The sequence below is a fragment of the Pseudomonas sp. Marseille-Q5117 genome (assembly GCF_946901175.1).
Taxonomy (GTDB): domain Bacteria; phylum Pseudomonadota; class Gammaproteobacteria; order Pseudomonadales; family Pseudomonadaceae; genus Aquipseudomonas; species Aquipseudomonas iranensis.
The window spans coordinates 58,604-80,206 of sequence record NZ_CAMPPP010000004.1; the positions used below are offsets into that span (position 1 = coordinate 58,604).

Below are 21,603 nucleotides of genomic sequence, written 5' to 3' on the forward strand. Positions count from 1 at the left end.
ATTACTGACCGAGGGTCAGTACCTTCTGCATCATGGTTTTGGCGGTGTTCATCATTTCCGCGTTGGTCTGGAACGAGCGGCTCGCGGAAATCATGTCAGCCATTTCTTCCACCACGTTGACGTTCGGGTAGTAGACGTAGCCCTTGGCGTCGGCGGCCGGATGGTTCGGCTCGTAGCGCGCTTCGAGGTTGCTCTGGTCTTCGACAACGCCGAGTACCTGCACGCCCTGCCCGGCCGCGTCCTGGTTCTGGAACAGCGAATTGCTGCCGCCGGCCTGGCCGCCCTGGAACATGGTGGCGAACACCGGATGACGCGCGCGGTAGGTCTGGTCGATGCTCGACGAAACGGTTTCGGCGTTGGCGATGTTCGACGCCACGGTGTTCAGACGCGTGGTCTGCGCGCTCATGCCGCTGCCGGCAATGTTGAAAACGCTGGACAGGGACATGGATTACTCTCCGCGCAGGGCTGACACCAGCCCTTTGAATTTGCTGTTGAGCAGGGTGAAGCTGGCCTGGAAGCCGACGGCGTTTTCCGCGTAGTTCGACTGTTCCAGTTGAGCGTCGACGGTGTTCTGGTCGATCGAAGGCTGCATCGGCGTGCGATACATCAGCGACTCGTCGCCGTTGCCCAGCCCTTCAGCCTCGATGTGCCGGCTGTTGGTCATGTTCAGGGCAAAGTGGCCGCCGGTCTTGGTCTTCTCGGTCTGTGCTTCGAGCACTTTGGAGAAATCCAGATCCCGCGCCTTGTAGTTCGGGGTGTCGGCGTTGGCGATGTTGTTGGCCAGCACTTCGGCACGCTGGGCGCGGAAGCCCAGTGCCTTTTCGTGAATGCCCAGCGCTTTGTCGAAGCTGATGCTCATGTCGGGAACCTTCAGGTGACCGGTTTTTCGTATCTGAGCTTTAGCAAGCGCCGTGCCAAATGGAAGAACCCCCGTATTCCGGGGCTTTGCGCCGGACAGGCAAAGCGGCAATGCCAGAAAAGCGGCAACCGGTTACCGCCGGATGCCGCTTTTCTGCCGCTTGCCGTCCTTGCCATGTCAGCGCAGATCCCTGTGGGAGCGAGCCTGCTCGCGAAGGCGGCGTGTCAGGCGCCAACTGTCTTACGGACAGACCGCTTCGCGAGCAGGCTCGCTCCCACAGGGGGTTGTGGTGTTCGTGGACAATAATTCGGGCACAAAAAAACGGCAGGCCTTTTGGGGCCTCCCGTTTTTTGTACCGCCGCAAACCGATTACTTCGCCTTGTAAATAATCCCCGGGCTGCACTGAACCATCTGGTAATGATCCGGCAAACCGTTCAGCGCTTCCGAAGCGCCAAGGAACAGGTACCCACCCGGCTTCAACGTGCTGTGAATGCGCAGCAGAATGTCCTTCTTCACTTCGGCAGAGAAGTAGATCAACACGTTGCGGCAGAACACGATGTCGAACTTGCCCAGCGCTGCGTAACTGTCGAGCAGGTTGAAGGAGCGGAATTCCACCCGGCTCTTGATCGGCGCCTTGACCACCCAGCGCCCCGGCCCTTTCGGGTCGAAGTAGCGTTGCAGGCGTTCCGGCGACAGACCGCGACCGATCGCCAGGCTGTCGTACTCGCCGGTCTTGCAGTTGTTGAGCATCAGGCCCGACAGATCGGTGGCAACGATCTGCACGCCCATCTTCAACTGACCCAGGTTGCTGCGCTCGAACTCGTCGATCGACATCGACAGCGAGTACGGTTCCTGTCCCGACGAGCAGGCCGCCGACCAGATCCGCAGACGCTGGTTGGGGCTGGCCTTGATCGCTTCCGGCAGTACCTTGTTCTTCAAGACTTCAAACGGATAGGTGTCGCGAAACCACAGGGTTTCGTTGGTCGTCATGGCATCGACCACCTGCTCGCGCAAACCGCTGCGCGGCTGGGTCTGGATGCGCTGTACCAGCTCACCCAGGGACTTGATGCCTTGCTGCTCCATCAGTTTGTTGAGACGGCTCGAGACCAGATACTGCTTGTTTTCACCGAGCAGAATGCCACAGGCTTTTTCCAGGAAGACCCGGAACTGTTCGAAATCCAAATTACCCGTAGACAATGATGCCGCCTCTTAAATCGTGTTGACCGCCAGGGGCAGAAGGCCCCTAGCTGATATCTGCTGCTTTGATCCGGTCGACTACCCGGGATGCGAGGTCATCAGGACGGAATTTGGCCAGGAAGTCATCAGCACCGACTTTCTTCACCATCGCCTGATTGAATACCCCCGACAACGAAGTATGCAGGATGATATGGAGCTTTTGCATGCGTGCGTCGCCGCGGATTTCCGCCGTCAGGGTGTACCCGTCCATCTCCGGCATCTCGATGTCGGAAATCATCATCAGGAACTCTTCTTCCGGCTTCTTGCCCTCGTCGACCAGCTTGCGCAGGTAATCCAGCGCCTGCTTGCCGTCGTTCAGCGCCACCACTTCGACACCGATGGTCTGTAGACAACGGGTGACCTGCTTGCGCGCCACCGACGAGTCATCGACCGTCAGCACCCGCAGCGACAATGCCTTGGTCTGCGTCTCGACATCGACCACGCCCACCGAAATCGCTTCCGGCGTCGGCGCGACTTCGGCCAGTACCTTCTCGACGTCGATGATTTCGACCAACTGATTGTCGACCCGGGTCACAGCGGTCAGGTAGTGATCGCGACCGGTACCCTTGGGTGGCGGATGGATCTCTTCCCAGTTCATGTTGACGATGCGCTCCACCGAGCGGACCAGGAAACCCTGGGTCTTGGTGTTGTACTCCGTGATGATCACGAACGGACTGTTCTTGTCTTTCAACGCACCGGAGCCCGTTGCCATTGCCAGATCCAGGATCGGAATAGTCGCTCCCCGTATATTCGCTACCCCGCACACGACAGGACTGGATTTGGGCATCAACGTCAGGGACGGGCATTGCAACACTTCCCGTACCTTGAACACGTTGATCCCATAGAGCTGCGGCCCGTCGAGACGGAACAACAGCAGCTCGAGGCGATTCTGCCCTACCAGTTGCGTGCGCTGGTTCACCGAATCCATTACACCAGCCATGCCCAGACTCCTACACCAACGCCAAGTGTTGTTGCGACGCACATTCATTGCTAAACGGCACGGCGCTTGCTTTTTAACTCGTATGAACGCTCAAACGACATTTTCCCGACGCCTGACATCCTCCCTTCGCAAAGGGCTTTGCGCGGTGTCCGCCGTTTGCTGCTTGCTTGCTGGCAGTCCTGCCCATGCAGATGCGGTTACCTTGCCTGATATGCTTATCGGCGTGACTCAGGGCTTTCTTGAATTCACCGTAGAAGACTATTTGGCTTCCAGTCAAACCGAAGGCCGCTACGAAATCGAAGTCAACCAGCTCGACCCGCGCATGCGCATGCCCATGTGCGACAAGGAATTGACAGCCACGCTGGAGAGCCCGGCACGCCCGCTGGGCCGCGTCACGGTGAAGGTTCGCTGCGAAGGCAGTTCGCCCTGGACGGTGTTCGTACCCGCTCAAGTCCGCCTGTTTCGCGAGATCGTGACGACCACTCGTCCGCTGAAACGCGCCGGCATTATCGAGCCGCAGGATGTGACCTTGCGCGAGCGCGACGTCAGCACGATCAACCAGGGTTTCCTGACCTCGGTCGACGAAGCGATCGGGCAGAAACTTACCCGACCAACGGTCGCCGATCAGGTCATCACACTGGTGCATCTGGAACAGGCCGAAGTGGTGCGCAAGGGTGACCAGGTGGTGATCACTGCGCGCAGCGGCACCCTTGCGGTACGCATGCCGGGAGAAGCGCTCTCCAATGGCGGCATGAAAGAACAGATTCGAGTAAAAAACCTTAATTCTCAAAGAGTTATCAAGGCACAGGTGATTGCGCCGGGACAGGTCGAAGTGGCCATGTAAAAGCCTCGTGGAGAAAACTGGCGCCGATCCCGTCGCTTCCCTAAACTGTGCCGCAGCAGGTCTCGCAACGGCGCATGCAAGCTTATGGTTGATTGGGCCTAAAGTTTTTCAGGGGATAGCCGAAAACATGGCAAGCGTCCAAATTCCCAGAGGTTTTTTATCATGGTTATCGATTTCAACCGATTGAACAGTTCCTCGTCACTAACCGGCAGCACACGTACCAGCAACGCCAAGGAAAGCGCTGAAACCAGCCCCTCCGCGCCGCTGAATACCCAGGCCGAACAGGCCAATGTCGCCAAAAGCGGGGAGTCGGTACACCTCAGCAATGAGGCTCAACAGTTGCAGAAGGTCACTGACAAGCTGCGCGATCAGCCTGCTGTCGACAAAGCCCGTGTGGCCGAGTTGAAAGCCGCGATTGCCGATGGCAGCTATAAAGTCGACAGCAACCGTGTAGCCAGCAAACTGCTCAACTTCGAAGCCCAGCGCTAGGCTTTTGCCGGCGCCAGGCTTTTGGACGCTTAAACCCCAAGGCCAGCCATGCACGACACTAACTTATTGCAACTGATCAACGACGACTTTGCTCCAGCGCAACAATTGCTGGAGTTATTGCAAACCGAATCCCTCGCTTTGCATGGTCGCGACATGCCGTTGCTGGAAGAAATTCTGGCGACCAAGCAAGCGTTGATCATTCTGCTCGAGCAGCATGGCCGCAAGCGCAGCGAAATCCTCGCCAGCCTCAACCTGCCGACTGATCGCACAGGTCTTGAGCAACTGGCCAGCCAGTCGAGTATTGGCAACCAGTTGCTGACCCAGGGCGATGCCCTGACCGCGCTGATCGCCCAATGCCAGGCAGCCAACATCAAGAACGGCCAGTCGATCCAGATCCAGCAGGCGACTACGGCCAACCAGCTGAAGATCCTCACCGGCGGTGAGCCGCCAGCGCTGTACGACGCCAGCGGGGCCTTTGCAAAACCGGTCAAGCCGCGAACGCTCAGCCAGGCATGAGCCATTCGCTGGCCCTGCACTATCCACTTGCGCAACATGCTGGCAAAATACTGGCCAGTCGTAGTCTTATTTTGTCTGGAGATTAAAGAACCGTGTCCAACACCCTAAGCGCGGATGATGCTCCGCAGCCTCCGAAGGTGCTCACCACGCCACTGGAAATCTCCAGCAACCTGCGCCAGCTGCAAGACAGCCACGATCCGCTGATCATTACCTTCCATGAACGCAGCCAGCGTTTTCAGAGTTACCTGATCAAGGTCGACCGCGAAACCGCAACGATTGCGCTGGACGAAATGATCCCGCGCGATGGAGAGCGCTTCCTCCAGGCTGGCGAGCCGTTCAAGGTCGAAGGCTTCCATGACGGCGTACGCATCGCCTGGGAATGCAACGGCACACTGAACATCGAAGAATCCGACGGCGACCGTTTCTACACCGGCGACCTGCCGAGCGAAGTGGTCTATCACCAGCGCCGTAACGCCTTCCGCGCTGCGTTGAAACTTACCGACCTGGTCAGCGTTGAACTGGGCGGCGAAAAGCTCAAGGTTCCTCTGCACGGCAAGCTGCTGGACATCTCCGCCACTGGCTGCAAATTCCGCTTCGAAGGCGACATCACTGATCGCCTGCAACTGGGCCAGGTCTACGATCGCCTGATCGCCCCGCCGCTGTTCGGCAACCAGCCAACATCGGTCGAACTGCGCTATCTGCATTTCGAAGAAAAACTCAACATCACCTTCGCCGGTCTGCGTTTCCACAACATCAGTGGCCAGGCTGCGCGCAACGTCGAGCGTTTTGTTTATCAGTTGCAGCGTGAAGCACGGCGTTTCGACAAAGACGATCTCTGAGTCGCAGCGATCAAAAAAAAGGGCAGCCCCGCACAGGACTGCCCTTTTTTATGCGCCGATGTTTACCTTCGGTTCAGGGCCTGCCACCGCTGATATCCGGCGCAGGCTTGTCGTCATTGCCGCTGCCCAGTTCAGTTTCAACGACTGCTTCCGGCTGCGCTTCGGGCTCAGGCTCAGGAGTGACCGGCGCCGGGTCTTGGACCATCTGCTCCTGCACCACCTGCTCATCGACACGCGGGTCAAGCGCCGCCACCAGCGGCGAGCTCGACATGCTGTCCGGCATTGCCACGTGATGCAGCGGTGCGTCGTCGACCTGGTGCAGGTTGGTGACAGCTTTCGGACGAATCCGCCAGACCAGCACCAACGCAAAGAAACTGAAGAACGCATACAGGCTCTGACTGCCGAGAAACTTCATCAGCACGCCCGCGAGCAGCGGCCCAATGCTCGCGCCGACGCCGTAAGTCACCAGCAGCATGGCGGTCAGCGACACGCGGCGATCGCCTTCGACGTGGTCGTTGGAAAACGCCACCGCCAGCGGATAAAGGCAGAACTGCACCAGCGAACAGAAGAAACCAACGACGAACAACACCTCCAGCGGCACCTGCGGCATGATCGCCAACGGCAACGCCGCCACCGCCAGAAACCCGGCAAAGCAGCGAATCAGCAATGCGCGGTCATAACGGTCGGACAACCAGCCCAACGGCCACTGCACCAGCAAGCCGGCAAAAATGCAGCTACCCATGAACAGACCGACCTGCTCGGTCGACAACCCCTGCTGCGAGGCATACAGCGGCGCCAGACCATAAAACGAACCGATGATCAGACCGGCGCCAAGCACCGTGCTCAACGACTGCGGCACGCGTTTGATGAAGAAGCGCGGTTCCATCGGCGCCGGATGCAATGGCGCCGGGTGAATCCGTCGGGTCAGCGTCACCGGCACCAGACACAGGGCAAAGCACAGCGCCACCAGCATCAGCAGTTCCAGCCCCAGGCCGGGGTGCATGACCAGAATCAGTTGGCCGAGCACCAGGCCCAGATACGACGCGATCATGTAACCGCTGAACACCAGGCCGCGCTGCTTAGCCTCGGCCTGCTCGTTGAGCCAGCTCTCGATGACCATGTACTGGCACATCATGCCCAGACCGACGATCGTCCGCAGCACCAGCCACGCCGGCAGCCAGTCCACCAGCCCATGGCCGAGCACCGCCGCGCCGACGATCCCGGCACACGCCGAGTAGGCACGGATATGCCCGACCCGGGCAATCAGGCGATGGCCGATCTTGCCGCCCAGCACCAGACCGAAATAGTTGGCCGCCATCAGCGCACCGACCCACAAACCATCGACATTGTCGGCGGCCAGACGCAAAGCCAGATAAGTAGAGAGAAGACCTGAGCCGATCAACATCATCAGCGAGGCGAAATACAGTGCTCGAAAGGATTTCCAGATTTGGCGCATCGGCGTTCCGAGCGGCTCCTTGCAGTAAATACCGGGCAGTCAGAACGACTGCCCGGCAGCAGCGATACGTCAGGCCTGGGCGGCCAGCACACGGCGCTCCCAGGGAGTGATTTCATCAAAGAAACTGGTCAACTCCATGGTCTTCGAAGCGATGTAGCCTTCGATGAACTCCGACCCGAACAGTTCCCTCGCCAACTGGCTACGTTTCAGACGCTCCAGCGCGGCGTGCAAGGTACACGGCAAGGCCAGATTATCCGGCACGGCGAACTCACCCTGGATTGCCGCGCTCGGCTCCAGTTCCTGTTCGATGCCGTGCAAACCCGCAGCCAGACTGGCGGCGATCGCCAGATAAGGGTTGGCGTCGGCGCCCGGCAAACGGTTTTCGACCCGACGTGCGACCGGCGAGCTGGCGGGAATACGCAAGCCGGCGGCGCGATTGTCATGGGACCAGCAGGCATTGTTCGGCGACGCGTACGGATGACACAGGCGCTGATAGGAATTCACGTTGGGCGCAAACAGTGCGGTGAAATCGGCGAGGCCTGCCTGTTGCCCGCCGATGAAGTGGCGGAACATCGCCGTCGGCTCGCCGTTCGAGTCGGTAAAGACATTCTTGCCGCTGCCGATTTCAACGATGCTCTGGTGAATATGCATCGAACTGCCCGGTGTGTGCGCCAGCGGTTTGGCCATGCACACCACGCTCAGGCCATGCTTGAGCGCGACCTCCTTGAGCAGGTGCTTGAACAAGAACGTCTGATCGGCCAGCAGCAGCGGATCGCCGTGCAGCAGATTGATCTCGAACTGGCTGACGCCCATCTCATGCATGAAGGTGTCGCGCGGCAGGCCGAGGGCGGCCATGCATTTATACACTTCGCTGAAGAACGGCCGCAGACCGTTGTTGGAACTGACGCTGAAGGCCGACTGGCCGTCCTCGCGACGGCCGTCGAGGCCGACCGGCGGGCGGGACGGCTGAGTCGGATCGGTATTGGGTGCGAAGACAAAAAATTCCAGTTCGGTCGCCACCACCGGCGCCAGACCGTGCGCGGCGTAACGGGCGATGACCGCTTTGAGCTGGCCCCGGGTCGAGAGACTGGAGCTCTCCCCGCTCAGTTCGTCAGCGTCGCAAATCGCCATGGCGCGCGGCTCGTCGCTCCAGGGCAAACGGTGAATCTGCGCAGGATCGGCAACCAGCGCCAGATCGCCGTCATCGCTGCCGTAGAACCGCGCCGGCGGATAGCCGCCCATGATGCATTGCAGCAGCACACCCCGCGCCAACTGCAAACGCCGCCCTTCGAGAAAACCCTCGGCGGTCATCACCTTGCCCCGTGGCACACCGTTCAGATCCGGGGTGACACATTCAATCTCATCAATGCCGGTCAATCGCTGCGCGAGTGAACCCTGGCCATCGGTTGTCATGACGCAATCCTTGTTGTTGTGCGAGCCGCGAACGGCGACCCGGACAAAATAGGCTGCGGCTGTTCGGAATATCAAGCAGCGTCAAACAAAAAGCCTGTCATGGCAGATAGAGGCTGAACACCCCACCACCCAGCGGCCCGCCGTTGCTGATTTCGGTGCGCCCTTCCACGCCGTTGCGCTGGTGCAGCGCGGCGATGCGATTGGCGAAATACAGTCCCAGCCCGGTGCTGCCGCTGCTGTGATTGATGCCCTGGACATAATCGGCCTGACGCTCGAGCATCTGCGCCGGATAGCCGTCGCCATCGTCATTGATGCTCAGCACCAGTTGCCCGGCTTCGTCGCTGACGGTGATCAGCAGCGACTCGCGGGCGTAACGGATCGCATTGTTGATGCAGTTGCCGAGCACCGAAGCGATCAGCTCACGATCGAAGAAACCCAGCGGGCTCAACGGATCGACCTCATAAGTGGCGATGATGCCGCGACTGGCGAACACTTCCTGATGCGCGGCCAGTTGCGCCTCGATGAAATCGTCGAGTTCGTGATACGCCGGCTGCAGCGGCAACTGATTGACGCCGAGTTTGTACAGCCCGAGCAACTGCACCAGCATGCCATTGAGGTGGGCGAACTCGAAGTCGATCACGCCCTGCTCCGAGCCTTCGCGCAACTCTTTCGGCAAACGCGCCAGCCATTGGCTGTGCGCCTGCATCAGCATGGCCAGGGAGTTCTTCATGTCGTGGACGGTGGAGGCAATCACCGTGGAAAAATCCAGCGCCGGATCAATTGGGTTCATTCGCCAAACGCCTTGCTTTTCAGCTTCTGATAACGCGCAAACCGCGCGTCGGTGTCGGGCATCAGGCCCACCAGTTTCAGGCAGGCCCGACATTCTTCCAGCTCCGCCGACGGCACACTGGTGTCGGTGCCATGCAACAGCGACTGGGCCAGGTTCAGCGCAATACTGATGTTTTTCGGTTGCAGCTTGAGCGCCTTGCGGAACACCTCGCGGGCCTCGACCAGATTGCCGGTCTTGTACACACGCACGCCCTGGCGGTTGAGATCGGCTGCAGCGTTACTCGAGCTGAGAATGGTCGGATCGTCGGTGAGCTTGGCGATGTCTTTCATCACCGCCGGATCATCACCGTAGATCTCCGCGCAGCTCTTGAGCATCGAAGTGCCCGCCTCGGCCTGACCGAGCATTTGCAACTGCTTGGCCACCAGCAATGCCGCCTCGGGGCTCATGAATTGCTCCATGCCATCAAGGCGCATCAGTGCTTGTTCGGTGAGCTTGTCGGCGGTTTCGGCGTCGTTGAGCAACAGGCTGGTGGCTTTCATCAGCCGCGCACGGATTTGCAGGCCGGGATCGCTCGGGTTCTCCTTGGCCACGGCACTGAGCGTAGTGTTGATCTCCAGCCGCGTGCGCGTGTCGAGGCCGCGATCGCTGCCCTTGCTGATCAGCGCGTGCGCCAGGCCGAGATTGCTTTCCGGGTCCTTGAAACGCGACTGCGCGCCCTGCGCCACGGCCTGACGGTAAGCACGCGAGGCGGTTTCGAAATCTTCGTTGGCCATCGCCAGTTTGCCGAGCAAGGCCTGACGACGCACTGCCAGCGGCGACAGGCGAATCGCTTCTTCCAGCACTCCCTGCGCGCCTTTGCTGTCGCCTTCGGCCACCAGCACATCGGCCATGCCGTCATACAGCGCCGGCATCATCGGGAAGACTTTCAAGGCTTTTTCATAGACTTCCTTGGCCTGCGACACCTGCCCGCGTTTGAACAGCAACTTGCCCAATCCAGCGAAGGCCCACGGCAACGGACGGTCGGCAATGATGCCGTCGTAGAGTCGCTCCAGCGCTTCGTTCTGATTCATGTCGCGCAGGGCGTCGGCGCGGTAGCGCAGGCACAGCGGCGAATAGCGGATGTCCTGTTTGCACAACGCAATACAGGCGTTGAGCACCTCGACCGGCTTACCGCGATCGAGGGCCTGCAGAATCGGTTTGAGCAAGGTCTTGCGTTGCTCCAGACGCTCAAGGCGCTGGGCCAGTCCGGAACGGTTGAACGGCTTGGTCAGGTAGGCATCCGGCTCATGCTCCAGCGCACTGAGCACCATCGCCTGACTGGTCTCGGCGGTGACCATGACGAAAACGGCTTCGTGGCTGATGAGCTTTTCCGACATCAGGTCTTCGAGCACCTGCTGGCCGTTCTTCTTGCCGTCGCCGAGGTGGAAGTCCTGAAGAATGAAATCGTAGGACTTCTGCGAGCACATCTTCAGCGCCTGCTCGCCAGTGTCGGCAGTATCGACATCCTTGACGCCGAGCTCACGCAACATCGAACGCACGGAACTGCGGAAATCGGAAAAATCATCGACGATCAGAAAGCTTTTTTGGTGATACGACGACATCGAAGATTTCCAGGCAATTGAAGAAAACGAACCGAGGCGATTTCAGGCGCGCAGATGATAGCTGGAGGCCATGCGCCATCAAGCGATTTCGCTGGAGTCTGAACTCACCGTTCGGGTTATCGGCCAAAAATGCCCGGGCCTGAGGGTGGCGCTTCAAGAATGTTGCCTGGAGTATTACTCTGCGCGCCTGCTCAAGGATTTTCATAGGGACTGAATCGTGTACATCAAGGGACGCTACATCCTGTCGGCCTTTTTGCTGCTGTTTATCCAGCCAATGAGTGCGGCGGCAATGGACTGCACCAAAGCGGCGAACGACGTGGAAAACACGATTTGCGCGAATAAACCGCTTTATGAGCTCGACGCGCAGATGGGCACGCTGTATCGCCAACTGATGACAACTGCCACAGCGACGCAACCTGAGCTCAAGCGCACCCAGCGCGCCTGGCTAAAAACCCGCAACGCCTGCGCAGACGATGTCGCTTGCCTGGATGGCAGCTACCGCCAGCGCCTGCAGGCATTACAGGCACAGTGGACGCAAGCGGCAATGTGGCAGCCGGACGCCGTGGATCTTCAGGCGATGAACGATCTGCAGGAAAGCATTCGTGCCGAGAGCAAAAACCACCCGGAATTTGCGCTGGAGCGCGCCTTGGCCGCACGGACTTTCGAGTCTTCGCAGACATCGTTCGCGGGCGATCCAGTCGACAGTTACGGCGAGCAAACCAACTTCCCCAAGTCCCGTCCCAAAGGCGTGAGCGAGGATGAGTGGCAAGCATTGAAAGGCTCAAGCATCGGAGGCGCCGCCGAGACCGGACGGACGTCGTACGCACTGCTGGATCTGGACAATGATGGCCAGCGCGACCTTATCGTCGACACATACGCAGGCGGCACCGGCTTGTTCACCTACGTGGAAACCTGGCGCCGAACGGGCGAGCGGTTTGTCAAAAGATCGGTCGAGCCGGAAAGTTCGCTGTTCTACACCAACGACCGTGGCGCCAATCAGGCAATCAGCTGGATCAGGCTTCACCACAGAATTTACGCCGCTTACCGAAACGGCGCCTATGGCGTCGATAATCTGTACCTGCTCAATCCGCTGAAGATCAACCGTCAGGTACCGACGGTGTCTGTGCGTTACGCTTACTCGCTGCAAGTGCCAACTACGCAACATAAAGAAGACGACACCAGCACCTATGAGCTCGAAGCGGATTTGCGCGCGGCACTCGACCACGCCATCACTCAGGCAATGAAAGTCGCATCGGGCTCAAACCCTGACGCGCCCCTTTGCCCCATTCCTCCGACGGGCGCCGGCGAAGACGATTACTACAGCTACGGTCCAGGGCACTACACCATCGAAAAGATCACCGATTTGCCGGTAATGATCGGCGGCGAATGCTACATCGGGGCGCTGATTGACTGGTTCGGCAGTTACAGCGAAAAGACTGGGTTATTCGCCCAACTGGCCGTGCGCAAGCCGGGCGTAGAGGCCAGCGGGACTACCTACGAAGTCTTCGGCCGTCGGCATGTAACCGAGGTCAGCGGAAGCCTTGGCAAAGTCGAAATCAACGACGACTGACCACCGATCATCACACCGGCAAAATAATCGGCACGCTCGCCGCTTCAGGAATGTCACAAGCTCAGACAAGGCGTTTGTCTTGCAAAAATGAAGGCAGATCCGCAAATGAGGTTTATTCTGCTCAATTACCTGCGCCCCCGGACGTCCGCGATACGCTTGTACCGCCACAAAAAAAGGCCGAAATGATGACCTCGAAAACCCCTGCCTCGCCCTCTGCGCCCGAGCGCAAGGATGTGACCCCCAGCCACCTGAATTTCCCGGTGGTGGGCATCGGCGCCTCGGCGGGCGGCCTGCAAGCGATCAAGCTGTTTTTCGAGCATATGCCGAAGGACAGCGGCATGGCGTTCGTGATCATTCTGCACCTCTCGCCCGATCACCAGAGCATCGCCGACCAGATCATTCAGGAATCGACGCGCATGCCGGTGCTGCAAGTGACGCAGCCGGTGCCGATCGAAAAGAACTGTGTGTACGTGATCTCGCCAACGCATTCGCTGTCGATGAACGACGGTTATCTGCGGGTCAGCACGGCCGGTTCGCCGCAGGTGCGCCACACGGCCATCGACCTGTTCTTCCGCGATCTGGCCGATGTGCATCGCGAGCGGGCTTTTTGCCTGGTGCTTTCAGGCACCGGTTCCGATGGTGCGGTGGGCTTGTCGCGAATCAAGGAACAGGGTGGCGTGACGCTGGTACAAGTGCCGGAAGACGCCGAGTTCGACGGCATGCCGCGCGCCGCCATCGAGACGCGCATGGTCGATCTGGTGCTGCCAGTGGTCGAGATGCCGCAGAAACTGATGGAGCTGTGGCGCAACTCTCAGAACATCAAATTACCCAGCGCCAATGATCCCGACTTGAAAGCCTTGAAGCCTGCAAACGAACACGAAGCGTCGATCGCCGAACAACGCCTGCATGAAATCCTGTTGTACCTGCGCAGCAGCACCGGTCACGATTTCAAACACTACAAGCGCGCCACCGTGCTGCGCCGCATCGAGCGGCGCATGCAGGTCACCAGCCAGTCTGACCTCAGCGCTTACTACAACTACCTGCAAAATACCCCGGAAGAAGCCAAGGCCTTGCTCGGCGACATGCTGATCGGCGTGACCAATTTCTTCCGTGACCGCGAAGCCTTCGAAGCCCTTGAGCGCGATGTGCTGCCGCAACTGGTGCAATCGGTTGCCGACTCGTCGGAAAAAGAAGAGCTGCGCGTCTGGTCTGCCGGCTGCTCGACCGGCGAAGAAGCCTACAGCCTGGCGATCCTGCTCGATGATCAGATGCAGGTACAAAGCAGCAAGGCCAACCTGCAAGTGTTCGCCACCGATATCGACGAACGCGCGATCACCACCGGCCGCGCCGGCACCTATCCGCAAGCCATCGTCACCGACGTACCGCCAACACGCCTGCGGCATTATTTCGTCAAGGACAATGAGCATTACCGGATTCGCAAGGAAATCCGCGAGAAAGTGCTGTTTGCCAAGCACAGCCTGTTGTCCGATCCGCCGTTCTCGCAGATCGACCTGATCGTTTGCCGCAATCTGCTGATTTACCTGGATCGCGAGGTGCAGCGGGAAATCCTGCAGATGTTCCACTTCGCCCTGCGACCGGGTGGTTTCCTGTTTCTCGGCACTTCGGAAAGCGCCGATGCCTGCCACGAACTGTTCGCGCCCGTGGACAAGCGCAACCGCATCTTCCGCGCCAAGACCGGTACCGCGAACAGCCGCCGCACTCCGACCATGCCGCGTGGCGGTTACATGCGCACCAGCGTTTCCCGACCGCCATCGAAAGCCATAGAGCCCGTCAAGCTGTCGTTTGCCGATATCCACCGCCGCGCCATAGAACGCTTCGCCCCGCCGAGCATTATCGTCGACACCAATGCCGATATCCTTCACATGAGCGAAGCCGCCGGGCGCTTCCTGCGGCATGTCGGCGGCGAGCTGTCACGCAACTTGCTGACGCTGATCCTGCCGGAGTTGCGCCTGGAAATCCGCACGACGCTGTTCCAGGTGCAGCAAAGCAACCTCACCGTGCGCTCGCGTGAAGTGCTGCTCAAGCGCGAGGAGCGCCAATACCGCATCACGCTGATTGCGCAGCCGTACAAGGACGACGACTTCGACAGCGAGTGCGTGCTGGTGACCTTCGATGAAACGGAGATCGACGCGCACGAGCATGCGCTGACCACCGTGCTGCAGACTGAAAGCCAAGTGCTCTCCAACCTCGAACGTGAGCTGCAACGCACCAAATTGCATTTGCAGGACACCATCGAACAGTCGGAAATCTCCAGCGAAGAGCTCAAGGCTTCCAACGAGGAGATGCAGGCGATCAACGAAGAACTGCGCTCGGCCACAGAAGAGCTCGAGACCAGCAAGGAAGAGTTGCAGTCAATCAATGAAGAGCTGTTGACGGTCAACTACGAGCTGAAGACCAAAGTCGAAGAAACCGACAAGATCAACGATTATCTGACTAATCTGATCGCTTCTACCGACATCGCTACGGTGTTTGTCGATCGCAGCATGCGCATCAAATGGTTCACGCCGCGCGCCACCGACATCTTCAGCATGCTGCCGGTAGACACCGGCCGTTCACTGCTGGATATCACTCATCGCCTGAATTACCCGGCGATGACCGAGGACGCGGCGCAAGTGTTCGAATCGCTGAACATGATCGAACGCGAGGTCAACAGTACCGATAACCGCTGGTACATCGCCCGCTTGCTGCCTTATCGCTCCAGCGAAGACCACATCGACGGCACCGTGTTGACCTTCATCGACATCAGCAAACGCCGCGAAGCCGAGGAAGAGCTGCGCCTGGGCGAAGAACGCATGCGTCTGGTCGCTGAGAGTACGCGTGATTACGCGATTATCATCCTCGATGAAATGGGTGCGATCACCAGTTGGAACAAAGGCGCTGAACTGATCTTTGGCCACAGCAAAAACGAGGCCGAAGGTCAGTACTACGATTTCATCTTCACAGCCGAAGACCGTGCTGCCGGCATGGCTGAAAGCGAATTGTCCACCGCCCGCCAGCACGGCCGCTCGGAGGATGAGCGTTGGCATGTGCGCAAGGATGGCAGCCGTTTCTTCTGCAGCGGCGAGGTCACCCTGCTCAGCGGCGATCGCTTGCAAGGCTATGTGAAAATCGCCCGCGACCTGACCGGGCACAAGCGCCAGCAGGATGAACAGAGCAAGGAACTGGCGCAGACGCGCAATACGGTGTCCCTGCGTGATGAGTTCTTCGCGGTCATGTCCCACGAACTCAAGCACCCGCTCAACCTGATCCAGCTCAACGCCGAACTGTTGCGCCGTTTGCCAATGATCCGCACCGCCGGACCGGCGACCAAAGCGGTCAATACCATTTGCGATGCGGTGAACAGTCAGGCGCGGATCATCGACGACCTGCTTGATGTAGCACGGGTGCGCACCGGCAAGCTCAAACTGCAATTGGCGCGTGTCGATCTGAGCGCGGTTCTGCGTGACATACACACGGTAGTGCTCAATGAGCAGCACGCCACGCGCATCGACCTGCAATTGCCTGAAGCACCGTTGATCATTCATGCCGACCCGACACGGGTCGAGCAGATCATCTGGAATCTGGTCAACAATGCGCTGAAGTTCACCCCACCGAGCGGGCGCATTGAGTTGATCGCCAGCAAGAGCGGGAAAATGGCGCAACTGGACGTCAAGGATAACGGCGTCGGCATCGCTGCGGAAAACCTCGAACACGTCTTCGATCTGTTCGGCCAGGCAGAAAAACAGCACACCAACCATCAACGTGAAGGCTTGGGCATCGGCCTGTCACTGGTGCGGCAACTGACCGAAGCCCAGCACGGCACGGTGAAGGTTGCTTCGCCGGGGCTGGGCGCCGGTTGTACCTTTACCGTTCGCCTGCCGCTGTCGACTGATGTCGAAGAAACCGCTGCAACAGCCGAGGTTGAACCGGTTTCCGGCAAGCTCGATGGCTTGAGCATTCTGCTGGTCGACGACTCGCCGGAAGTGCTGGAGACCTTGAAGCTGCTGCTGGAGATGGAAGACGCCGACGTAACGGCCTTCGATCATCCGGTGGCAGCGCTGAAAGCCGCTGAGAGCACGCGCTTCGATCTGATCATCTCAGACCTCGGCATGCCGGTCATGACCGGCTATGAACTGATGGCTGCCCTGCGCAAGCTGCCACTGGTGAAAAACGTACCGGCGATCGCCCTCACCGGTTATGGCACTCAGAGCGACATGCAGAAGTCCCGTGAAGCCGGATTCGATCAGCATCTGGGCAAACCGGTGGCGTACGACGACCTGATTGAAACCATCGAGGCGTTGCGCCGCTCGGAGTTGCTGTAGAGCTCGCCAGCGCTCCAACGCAAAAAGCCCCGCCACACAATCAAGTGAGGCGGGGCTTTTCGTTTTTGAAGAGGTGGTGTCCCAGGCGGGGTTCGAACCTGCAACCTTCCCCTTAGGAGGGGGATGCTCTATCCAATTGAGCTACTGAGACACTGATTGACGCGGGCTGTATGCGGCGCGACAGACGGCGTGCATGTTAACGGCCGGCCCCTGTTTTGTCATGTCGTCCGTAGGGCTTTTTAAGTGTAGGCAAACGCCCTGGAAGATTGCGGGAACTTTTACCGGGCAAATTGCACTACGCGGAAATGCGGTCATTGCAGATTGCAATCAGCGTCGCCGGAAAAAACATACCAAACCCTTGTTTTTAAAGGACTTATCAGCCGTTACACTGTTGGCACGGCGGCTGCTATGCCTGTTCTATCAAAAAGAACAATTTGGAGCGTCGTGCCATGAACAGCACCCTCTTGCTTGCAAACGCAGCGGCATTGGCTTTCTTGCTCGGATCGCATTTTTTTCCCAAGGCTGACGTTGAGCAGCCAGTGGCGCAGCGCATGCCGCATTACCTGCAAGTGCAGAAAGCGCCGCAGTGGGCAGTGTTGAGTGAACGCAGCGACGCTTCTACACAAATGGTCAGCGAGCCTGAGCAAGCCTCGGCGCCAATCACCGAACGTCTGGTTTTTTGAAATATCTTCAGGAGTACAACATGTCCAAATCGGCGACAGGATTTCTGATCCTCGCTTTACTGAGTGGCGTTACCCACCTGGCGCTGTTCGAGGAGACGGAAGTCACCTTGCCTCTGGTTGGCTGTGGCGTGTTTGCGGTGCTGTTCGTGCTGGCGCTGATTGCAGGGCGCAAGATCAAGTTCGATCCGGTTCTGCGTTGAGCCGGATCACCTCGAGTAATGCAGAGACAGCTGCAGCAAGATCAGCAGAATTGTCGATCTGATGAACGGGGCTGTCGCTGGATCTTCGGTCTTTGAACAGTGCGTTGCGAGCCAGCCTCGCATCGATCTGCCCAGAGGTTTCCCGGCCTCGGCTGAGCAAGCGCTTGCGCAGGACATCATCGTTGACTGTCAGCAGAATCGGCACCAGGGTTGGATACCTCTCCATTGCTTGACGCAGGTTCGCTCTTGACCCGTTAACCAGTACGTGCCGGCCCGCTTGCAACCATTCATCCATTTCCCTTGGAATGCCGTAGGAGAGGCCGTTGGCTTGCCAGGCCAAGGAAAAAGCGCCGGCGTGCTGTCGCCGCTCGAACTCTTCAGGCGTCACGCCAATTGCATCTTCGCCGACGGACTCCGCCGAGCGGGTAATCACCCGGCGCATTACTTCACAGTTCAACGCCCGCAGTGGCCCACGTGATGCATCAATCAGGCTGTCCTTGCCCGAACCGGACGGCCCCATCAGGTAAAAAAGCTTGCCATCCATCCCGAAAACGCCCTCCGACGGGTCCTGCCTCTAGTAAATCGGCAAATTGCCACTATCCTGTACACATAGGGATCAAGAATAGCGAGCCGCATAGCATGCACGTTCCGAAGTCTTCGGGCATCAACGGATATGCATTCGAAAGCGGGCAGCGATACGGAAGGATGGAAAGTTTTCCAACCAGTCCGCATTTCTGACAACTGGTGCTGGCATTACGCCTTTACCCGGCTCAATATTTGTCACAGAATTGACGCCAATGATCTGGCAATTTTGAGGCATGATGCCGGCCTCTTAACAATTCAGGTTGAACCAATTGGTCCGGATGCTTGTCCTACCACACATCCTGCGGCCAATCCCGAGAACCGCTCCCCTGAACTAACCGGTTAAATATATGCGCCCATTGAAACAGGCAATTTATTCCAGCCGTACGGCTGACAAGTTTGTCGTACGTCTGCCAGACGGAATGCGTGAACGCATTGCCGAGGTGGCTCGCAATCATCATCGCAGCATGAACTCCGAGATCATTGCGCGCCTTGAGCAGAGTCTTATTCAGGAAGGCGCACTGGGCGAAGAGCTGAGCATGCGCCTGGACAGCCCGGAGCTGTCGCTGCACGAGCGCGAGCTGTTGCAACGCTTCCGTCAGCTGTCGCACCGTCAGCAGAACGCCCTGGTGTCGCTGATCGCACACGACGCAGAAATGGCCGCAGACGCGTCCTGAGTTATACCGAACATATTGAAGCCAGCATGATTGCTGGCTTTTTTTTGCCCGAAATATGACAGATGGCCGCTTGGCAATTGAGTGTGGCAGGCACAAAAAAGCCCGTCGATTTGACGGGCTTTTCATTGCACAAGATCAGAGCAGGAAGATTGTCGCCAACCCGAGGAAGATAAAGAAGCCACCGCTGTCGGTCATTGCCGTGATCATGACGCTGGCGCCCATCGCCGGATCGCGACCCATTTTCGCCAGCGTCATCGGGATCAACACGCCCATCAACGCCGCCAGCAACAGATTGAGCGTCATCGCCGCCGTCATTACCACGCCGAGTGACCAACTGCCGTAGAGCATGTACGCGACCACACCGATCACCCCGCCCCAGACCAGACCGTTGATCAAACCGACCGCCAGTTCTTTGCGCATCAAGCGCGAGGTGTTGCCGGTGCTGACCTGATCCAGCGCCATGGCGCGCACGATCATGGTGATGGTCTGGTTACCGGAGTTGCCACCGATACCCGCCACGATCGGCATCAGCGCCGCCAGTGCTACCAATTTCTCGATGGAGCCCTCAAACAGACCGATAACCCGCGATGCCACGAACGCAGTGATCAGGTTCACCGCCAGCCACGCCCAACGGTTACGCAGGGACTTCCACACCGAGGCGAAGATATCTTCCTCTTCGCGCAGACCGGCCATGTTGAGGACTTCGCTTTCGCTTTCCTCACGGATCAGGTCGACCATTTCGTCGATGGTCAGACGGCCGATCAGTTTGCCGTTCTTGTCGACCACCGGCGCCGAGATCAAGTCGTAACGCTCGAATGCCTGAGCGGCGTCGTAGGCATCTTCGTCCGGGTGGAAACTCACCGGATCGCTGGCCATCACTTCGGCCACCTGCTTCTCCGGATCGTTGACCAGCAGGCGCTTGATCGGCAGCACGCCCTTGAGCACGCCGTCGTAATCGACCACGAACAGTTTGTCGGTGTGACCGGGAAGCTCTTTGAGGCGACGCAGGTAACGCAGAACCACTTCAAGGCTGACGTCCTCACGGATCGTCACCATCTCGAAGTCCATCAGCGCTCCGACCTGATCCTCGTCATAGGAGAGGGCCGAGCGCACGCGTTCGCGCTGCTGGTTATCCAGACTTTCCATCAGCTCATGGACAACGTCGCGCGGCAGCTCGGAGGCCAGGTCAGCGAGTTCGTCGGCGTCCATGTCCTTGGCCGCAGCCAGGAGCTCGTGATCGTCCATGTCGGCGATCAGCGTCTCACGGACGGAATCGGATACTTCAAGAAGAATGTCGCCGTCGCGATCGGCCTTGACCAGTTGCCAGAGCGTCAGACGATCGTCCAGCGGCAAGGCTTCGAGAATGTAGGCGACGTCGGCGGAGTGCAGATCATCGAGCTTGCGTTGCAGCTCGACGAGGTTTTGCCGGTGAACCAGGTTTTCCACGCGGTCGTGGTGCGGACCTTCCTGGCGATGAGTCAGGTCTTCAACGACACGTTGGCGCTGCAGCAACTCGACGACCTGAGCCAGGCGGTCCTGCAGGCTTTCCTGTGTTTTCTTTACTTCGATTTCGGACATAGGCGAACTCCACTCCCAGCAGCGGGGCACGCCGGAAGGATCAATCAGTCAATTCATGATTGGTGAAACGGTTTACTGAACAACTACTGGGTAAGTCCATGGAGGTTTTCCATAAGCCCCGGCGGGGCTGACGGGCGCAATGATACACGCCTGACGGTTTAAAACGTTGAAAAAATCACGGCTGAAACAAGCGCTTGCGAAACAAACCTGAGCACCTGCCTGACCCGTGCAAATGCGACGACTCATCTTGAAAAGAAAACACACCGGCAATGCAAAAAGCAGCGACTACCCTTGAGCTTAGATCGTCATGGAGGACATCGAATGCCGGCAAAACCCGCGCTATATCTACTGACCGCCCTGCTCCACTTCACGCCTGCCAACGCCACCACACTTCATCGTTGCCAGGCCGGTGACGGCAGCGTCACATTCACGTCGATGAGCTGCGCAACCGGGGAGCAGCTCTCAATTCAGGAGGTTCATCCCTACTCACCTGGCTGGGTCGCAATCATGCCGGAGTTCAATCACGAAGCTGTTTCCGGCATGAAAGACAGCGGGCGCGAACCGGGCATCGTCGGCGGCACCGAACACAAATGTGGAAACCTGATCGATAACAGGCAGCGGCGCGAAGCGATCATCAATCGGCGAGTGATTGCCGGCATGAGCCAGCGGGACGTCGAAAGCGCACTGGGCAAGCCCGACAAGATCAACACGCGCACATCGACAACGAGCTATCGTTACGACCTCAAGCGAGGCCGCAGTGCTCAAATTGATTTTGATGAACGAGGCTGCGTGAAGGGAAAAGCCAAATCCCGGACAGCAAAAAGCCCGCGTTAAACGCGGGCTTCTTGGTATATGGTGCACTCGACAGGATTCGAACCTGTGACCGCTCGGTTCGTAGCCGAGTACTCTATCCAGCTGAGCTACGAGTGCATTTGTTGCCGCGCATTATAGGCCGTCTAATCTCTATGTCAAACACTTTTTCTAGTAATTTCAACAACTTACAGAAGA

The 21,603-nt window shown here is 58.6% G+C and carries 20 protein-coding genes and 2 tRNA genes; 10 read left to right on the forward strand and 12 right to left on the reverse strand.

All coding sequences use genetic code 11. The features are described from left to right. Nucleotide 1: 1 nt before the first annotated feature. From flgC to OC605_RS08745, 4 genes are all read right to left on the reverse strand, one after another. Nucleotides 2-445, reverse strand: coding sequence for a flagellar basal body rod protein FlgC (gene flgC / locus OC605_RS08730; protein WP_016773614.1), 444 nt, complete (start codon nt 443-445; stop codon nt 2-4). A 3-nt stretch (nt 446-448) separates the two neighbouring features. After that, the gene (gene flgB / locus OC605_RS08735) at nt 449-859 is read right to left on the reverse strand and encodes a flagellar basal body rod protein FlgB (protein ID WP_016773613.1); all 411 of its coding nucleotides are present in this window, start codon (nt 857-859) and stop codon (nt 449-451) included. A 369-nt stretch (nt 860-1,228) separates the two neighbouring features. Continuing rightward, entirely contained in the window at nt 1,229-2,056 is an 828-nt protein-coding gene (cheR, locus tag OC605_RS08740; RefSeq protein WP_016773612.1) for a protein-glutamate O-methyltransferase CheR, read from the reverse strand. 46 nt (nt 2,057-2,102) lie between these two features. Continuing rightward, entirely contained in the window at nt 2,103-3,035 is a 933-nt protein-coding gene (locus tag OC605_RS08745) for a chemotaxis protein CheV (protein WP_016773611.1), read from the reverse strand. 82 nt (nt 3,036-3,117) lie between these two features. Between OC605_RS08745 and flgA the strand changes: the two genes are divergently transcribed. The 4 genes from flgA to OC605_RS08765 all read left to right on the forward strand — a co-directional run bounded on the left by flgA (nt 3,118) and on the right by OC605_RS08765 (nt 5,723). Next, entirely contained in the window at nt 3,118-3,879 is a 762-nt protein-coding gene (flgA, locus tag OC605_RS08750; RefSeq protein WP_073472167.1) for a flagellar basal body P-ring formation chaperone FlgA, read from the forward strand. 162 nt (nt 3,880-4,041) lie between these two features. Next, nucleotides 4,042-4,368 carry a flagellar biosynthesis anti-sigma factor FlgM gene (flgM, locus tag OC605_RS08755; protein WP_133339606.1) on the forward strand — a complete coding sequence of 109 codons (327 nt, stop codon included), beginning with the start codon at nt 4,042-4,044 and terminating at the stop codon, nt 4,366-4,368. Between the two features lie 48 nt (nt 4,369-4,416). Beyond that, nucleotides 4,417-4,884, forward strand: coding sequence for a flagella synthesis protein FlgN (locus tag OC605_RS08760; RefSeq protein WP_262136698.1), 468 nt, complete (start codon nt 4,417-4,419; stop codon nt 4,882-4,884). Between the two features lie 92 nt (nt 4,885-4,976). Then, nucleotides 4,977-5,723 carry a flagellar brake protein gene (locus tag OC605_RS08765; protein ID WP_041479276.1) on the forward strand — a complete coding sequence of 249 codons (747 nt, stop codon included), beginning with the start codon at nt 4,977-4,979 and terminating at the stop codon, nt 5,721-5,723. A gap of 73 nt (nt 5,724-5,796) precedes the next feature. Here OC605_RS08765 and OC605_RS08770 read toward each other — a convergent pair whose 3' ends face one another. The 4 genes from OC605_RS08770 to OC605_RS08785 all read right to left on the reverse strand — a co-directional run bounded on the left by OC605_RS08770 (nt 5,797) and on the right by OC605_RS08785 (nt 10,983). Further along, complete coding sequence (locus OC605_RS08770) at nt 5,797-7,179, reverse strand: MFS transporter (RefSeq protein WP_262136699.1); 1,383 nt, start codon at nt 7,177-7,179, stop codon at nt 5,797-5,799. A 69-nt stretch (nt 7,180-7,248) separates the two neighbouring features. Continuing rightward, nucleotides 7,249-8,490, reverse strand: coding sequence for a glutamine synthetase family protein (locus OC605_RS08775; protein ID WP_262136874.1), 1,242 nt, complete (start codon nt 8,488-8,490; stop codon nt 7,249-7,251). A 199-nt stretch (nt 8,491-8,689) separates the two neighbouring features. Further along, nucleotides 8,690-9,382: a sensor histidine kinase gene (locus OC605_RS08780; RefSeq protein WP_262136700.1), complete on the reverse strand. Its 693-nt coding sequence runs from the start codon at nt 9,380-9,382 to the stop codon at nt 8,690-8,692. Next, nucleotides 9,379-10,983 carry a tetratricopeptide repeat-containing response regulator gene (locus OC605_RS08785; protein WP_262136701.1) on the reverse strand — a complete coding sequence of 535 codons (1,605 nt, stop codon included), beginning with the start codon at nt 10,981-10,983 and terminating at the stop codon, nt 9,379-9,381. Before OC605_RS08785 ends, OC605_RS08780 begins: the two co-directional genes overlap by 4 nt. A 217-nt stretch (nt 10,984-11,200) precedes the next feature. Here OC605_RS08785 and OC605_RS08790 point away from each other — a divergent pair, with 217 nt between their 5' ends. Further along, the gene (locus OC605_RS08790) at nt 11,201-12,553 is read left to right on the forward strand and encodes a lysozyme inhibitor LprI family protein (RefSeq protein ID WP_186567708.1); all 1,353 of its coding nucleotides are present in this window, start codon (nt 11,201-11,203) and stop codon (nt 12,551-12,553) included. A 185-nt stretch (nt 12,554-12,738) separates the two neighbouring features. Continuing rightward, nucleotides 12,739-16,875 (forward strand): CheR family methyltransferase, encoded by a 4,137-nt coding sequence (locus OC605_RS08795; protein WP_262136702.1) that lies wholly within the window; start codon nt 12,739-12,741, stop codon nt 16,873-16,875. Nucleotides 16,876-16,949: 74 nt separating this feature from the next. Here the strand turns inward: OC605_RS08795 and OC605_RS08800 are convergent. Beyond that, nucleotides 16,950-17,026, reverse strand: a tRNA-Arg gene (locus tag OC605_RS08800). Nucleotides 17,027-17,324: 298 nt separating this feature from the next. Here OC605_RS08800 and OC605_RS08805 point away from each other — a divergent pair. Both OC605_RS08805 and OC605_RS08810 read left to right on the forward strand, forming a co-directional pair. Continuing rightward, entirely contained in the window at nt 17,325-17,558 is a 234-nt protein-coding gene (locus OC605_RS08805; protein ID WP_041479268.1) for a hypothetical protein, read from the forward strand. Nucleotides 17,559-17,578: 20 nt separating this feature from the next. Next, nucleotides 17,579-17,758 (forward strand): PA3371 family protein, encoded by a 180-nt coding sequence (locus OC605_RS08810; protein WP_016773599.1) that lies wholly within the window; start codon nt 17,579-17,581, stop codon nt 17,756-17,758. Here the strand turns inward: OC605_RS08810 and phnN are convergent. Beyond that, the gene (gene phnN, locus OC605_RS08815; RefSeq protein ID WP_262136703.1) at nt 17,733-18,302 is read right to left on the reverse strand and encodes a phosphonate metabolism protein/1,5-bisphosphokinase (PRPP-forming) PhnN; all 570 of its coding nucleotides are present in this window, start codon (nt 18,300-18,302) and stop codon (nt 17,733-17,735) included. The genes OC605_RS08810 and phnN overlap by 26 nt on opposite strands. A 388-nt stretch (nt 18,303-18,690) precedes the next feature. Here phnN and OC605_RS08820 point away from each other — a divergent pair, with 388 nt between their 5' ends. Continuing rightward, a complete protein-coding gene (locus OC605_RS08820) occupies nt 18,691-19,017 on the forward strand; it encodes an Arc family DNA-binding protein (RefSeq protein ID WP_003178899.1) in 327 nt (108 codons plus the stop codon). 135 nt (nt 19,018-19,152) lie between these two features. Here OC605_RS08820 and mgtE read toward each other — a convergent pair whose 3' ends face one another. Next, on the reverse strand, nt 19,153-20,595 hold the full coding sequence (gene mgtE, locus OC605_RS08825; protein ID WP_016773597.1) for a magnesium transporter: 1,443 nt from the start codon (nt 20,593-20,595) through the stop codon (nt 19,153-19,155). A 321-nt stretch (nt 20,596-20,916) separates the two neighbouring features. On the opposite strand from mgtE, the gene OC605_RS08830 reads away from it, so the two are divergent. Next, on the forward strand, nt 20,917-21,429 hold the full coding sequence (locus OC605_RS08830; RefSeq protein WP_186567706.1) for a cell envelope protein SmpA: 513 nt from the start codon (nt 20,917-20,919) through the stop codon (nt 21,427-21,429). Between the two features lie 19 nt (nt 21,430-21,448). Here OC605_RS08830 and OC605_RS08835 read toward each other — a convergent pair. After that, nucleotides 21,449-21,525: transfer RNA gene (locus tag OC605_RS08835), tRNA-Arg, on the reverse strand. Nucleotides 21,526-21,603: the final 78 nt, after the last annotated feature.

Bases quoted from the DNA above. Each gene is read 5' to 3' on its own strand.
- OC605_RS08780 (WP_262136700.1), bottom strand. From the start codon at position 9,382: ATGAACCCAATTGATCCGGCGCTGGATTTTTCCACGGTGATTGCCTCC.
- OC605_RS08785 (WP_262136701.1), bottom strand. From the start codon at position 10,983: ATGTCGTCGTATCACCAAAAAAGCTTTCTGATCGTCGATGATTTTTCC.
- OC605_RS08745 (WP_016773611.1), bottom strand. From the start codon at position 3,035: ATGGCTGGTGTAATGGATTCGGTGAACCAGCGCACGCAACTGGTAGGG.
- phnN (WP_262136703.1), bottom strand. From the start codon at position 18,302: ATGGATGGCAAGCTTTTTTACCTGATGGGGCCGTCCGGTTCGGGCAAG.
- mgtE (WP_016773597.1), bottom strand. From the start codon at position 20,595: ATGTCCGAAATCGAAGTAAAGAAAACACAGGAAAGCCTGCAGGACCGC.
- OC605_RS08820 (WP_003178899.1), top strand. From the start codon at position 18,691: ATGCGCCCATTGAAACAGGCAATTTATTCCAGCCGTACGGCTGACAAG.
- flgA (WP_073472167.1), top strand. From the start codon at position 3,118: ATGAACGCTCAAACGACATTTTCCCGACGCCTGACATCCTCCCTTCGC.
- OC605_RS08830 (WP_186567706.1), top strand. From the start codon at position 20,917: ATGCCGGCAAAACCCGCGCTATATCTACTGACCGCCCTGCTCCACTTC.
- OC605_RS08775 (WP_262136874.1), bottom strand. From the start codon at position 8,490: ATGACCGCCGAGGGTTTTCTCGAAGGGCGGCGTTTGCAGTTGGCGCGG.
- OC605_RS08770 (WP_262136699.1), bottom strand. From the start codon at position 7,179: ATGCGCCAAATCTGGAAATCCTTTCGAGCACTGTATTTCGCCTCGCTG.
- OC605_RS08805 (WP_041479268.1), top strand. From the start codon at position 17,325: ATGAACAGCACCCTCTTGCTTGCAAACGCAGCGGCATTGGCTTTCTTG.
- flgM (WP_133339606.1), top strand. From the start codon at position 4,042: ATGGTTATCGATTTCAACCGATTGAACAGTTCCTCGTCACTAACCGGC.
- OC605_RS08760 (WP_262136698.1), top strand. From the start codon at position 4,417: ATGCACGACACTAACTTATTGCAACTGATCAACGACGACTTTGCTCCA.
- flgB (WP_016773613.1), bottom strand. From the start codon at position 859: ATGAGCATCAGCTTCGACAAAGCGCTGGGCATTCACGAAAAGGCACTG.
- flgC (WP_016773614.1), bottom strand. From the start codon at position 445: ATGTCCCTGTCCAGCGTTTTCAACATTGCCGGCAGCGGCATGAGCGCG.
- OC605_RS08810 (WP_016773599.1), top strand. From the start codon at position 17,579: ATGTCCAAATCGGCGACAGGATTTCTGATCCTCGCTTTACTGAGTGGC.
- OC605_RS08795 (WP_262136702.1), top strand. From the start codon at position 12,739: ATGACCTCGAAAACCCCTGCCTCGCCCTCTGCGCCCGAGCGCAAGGAT.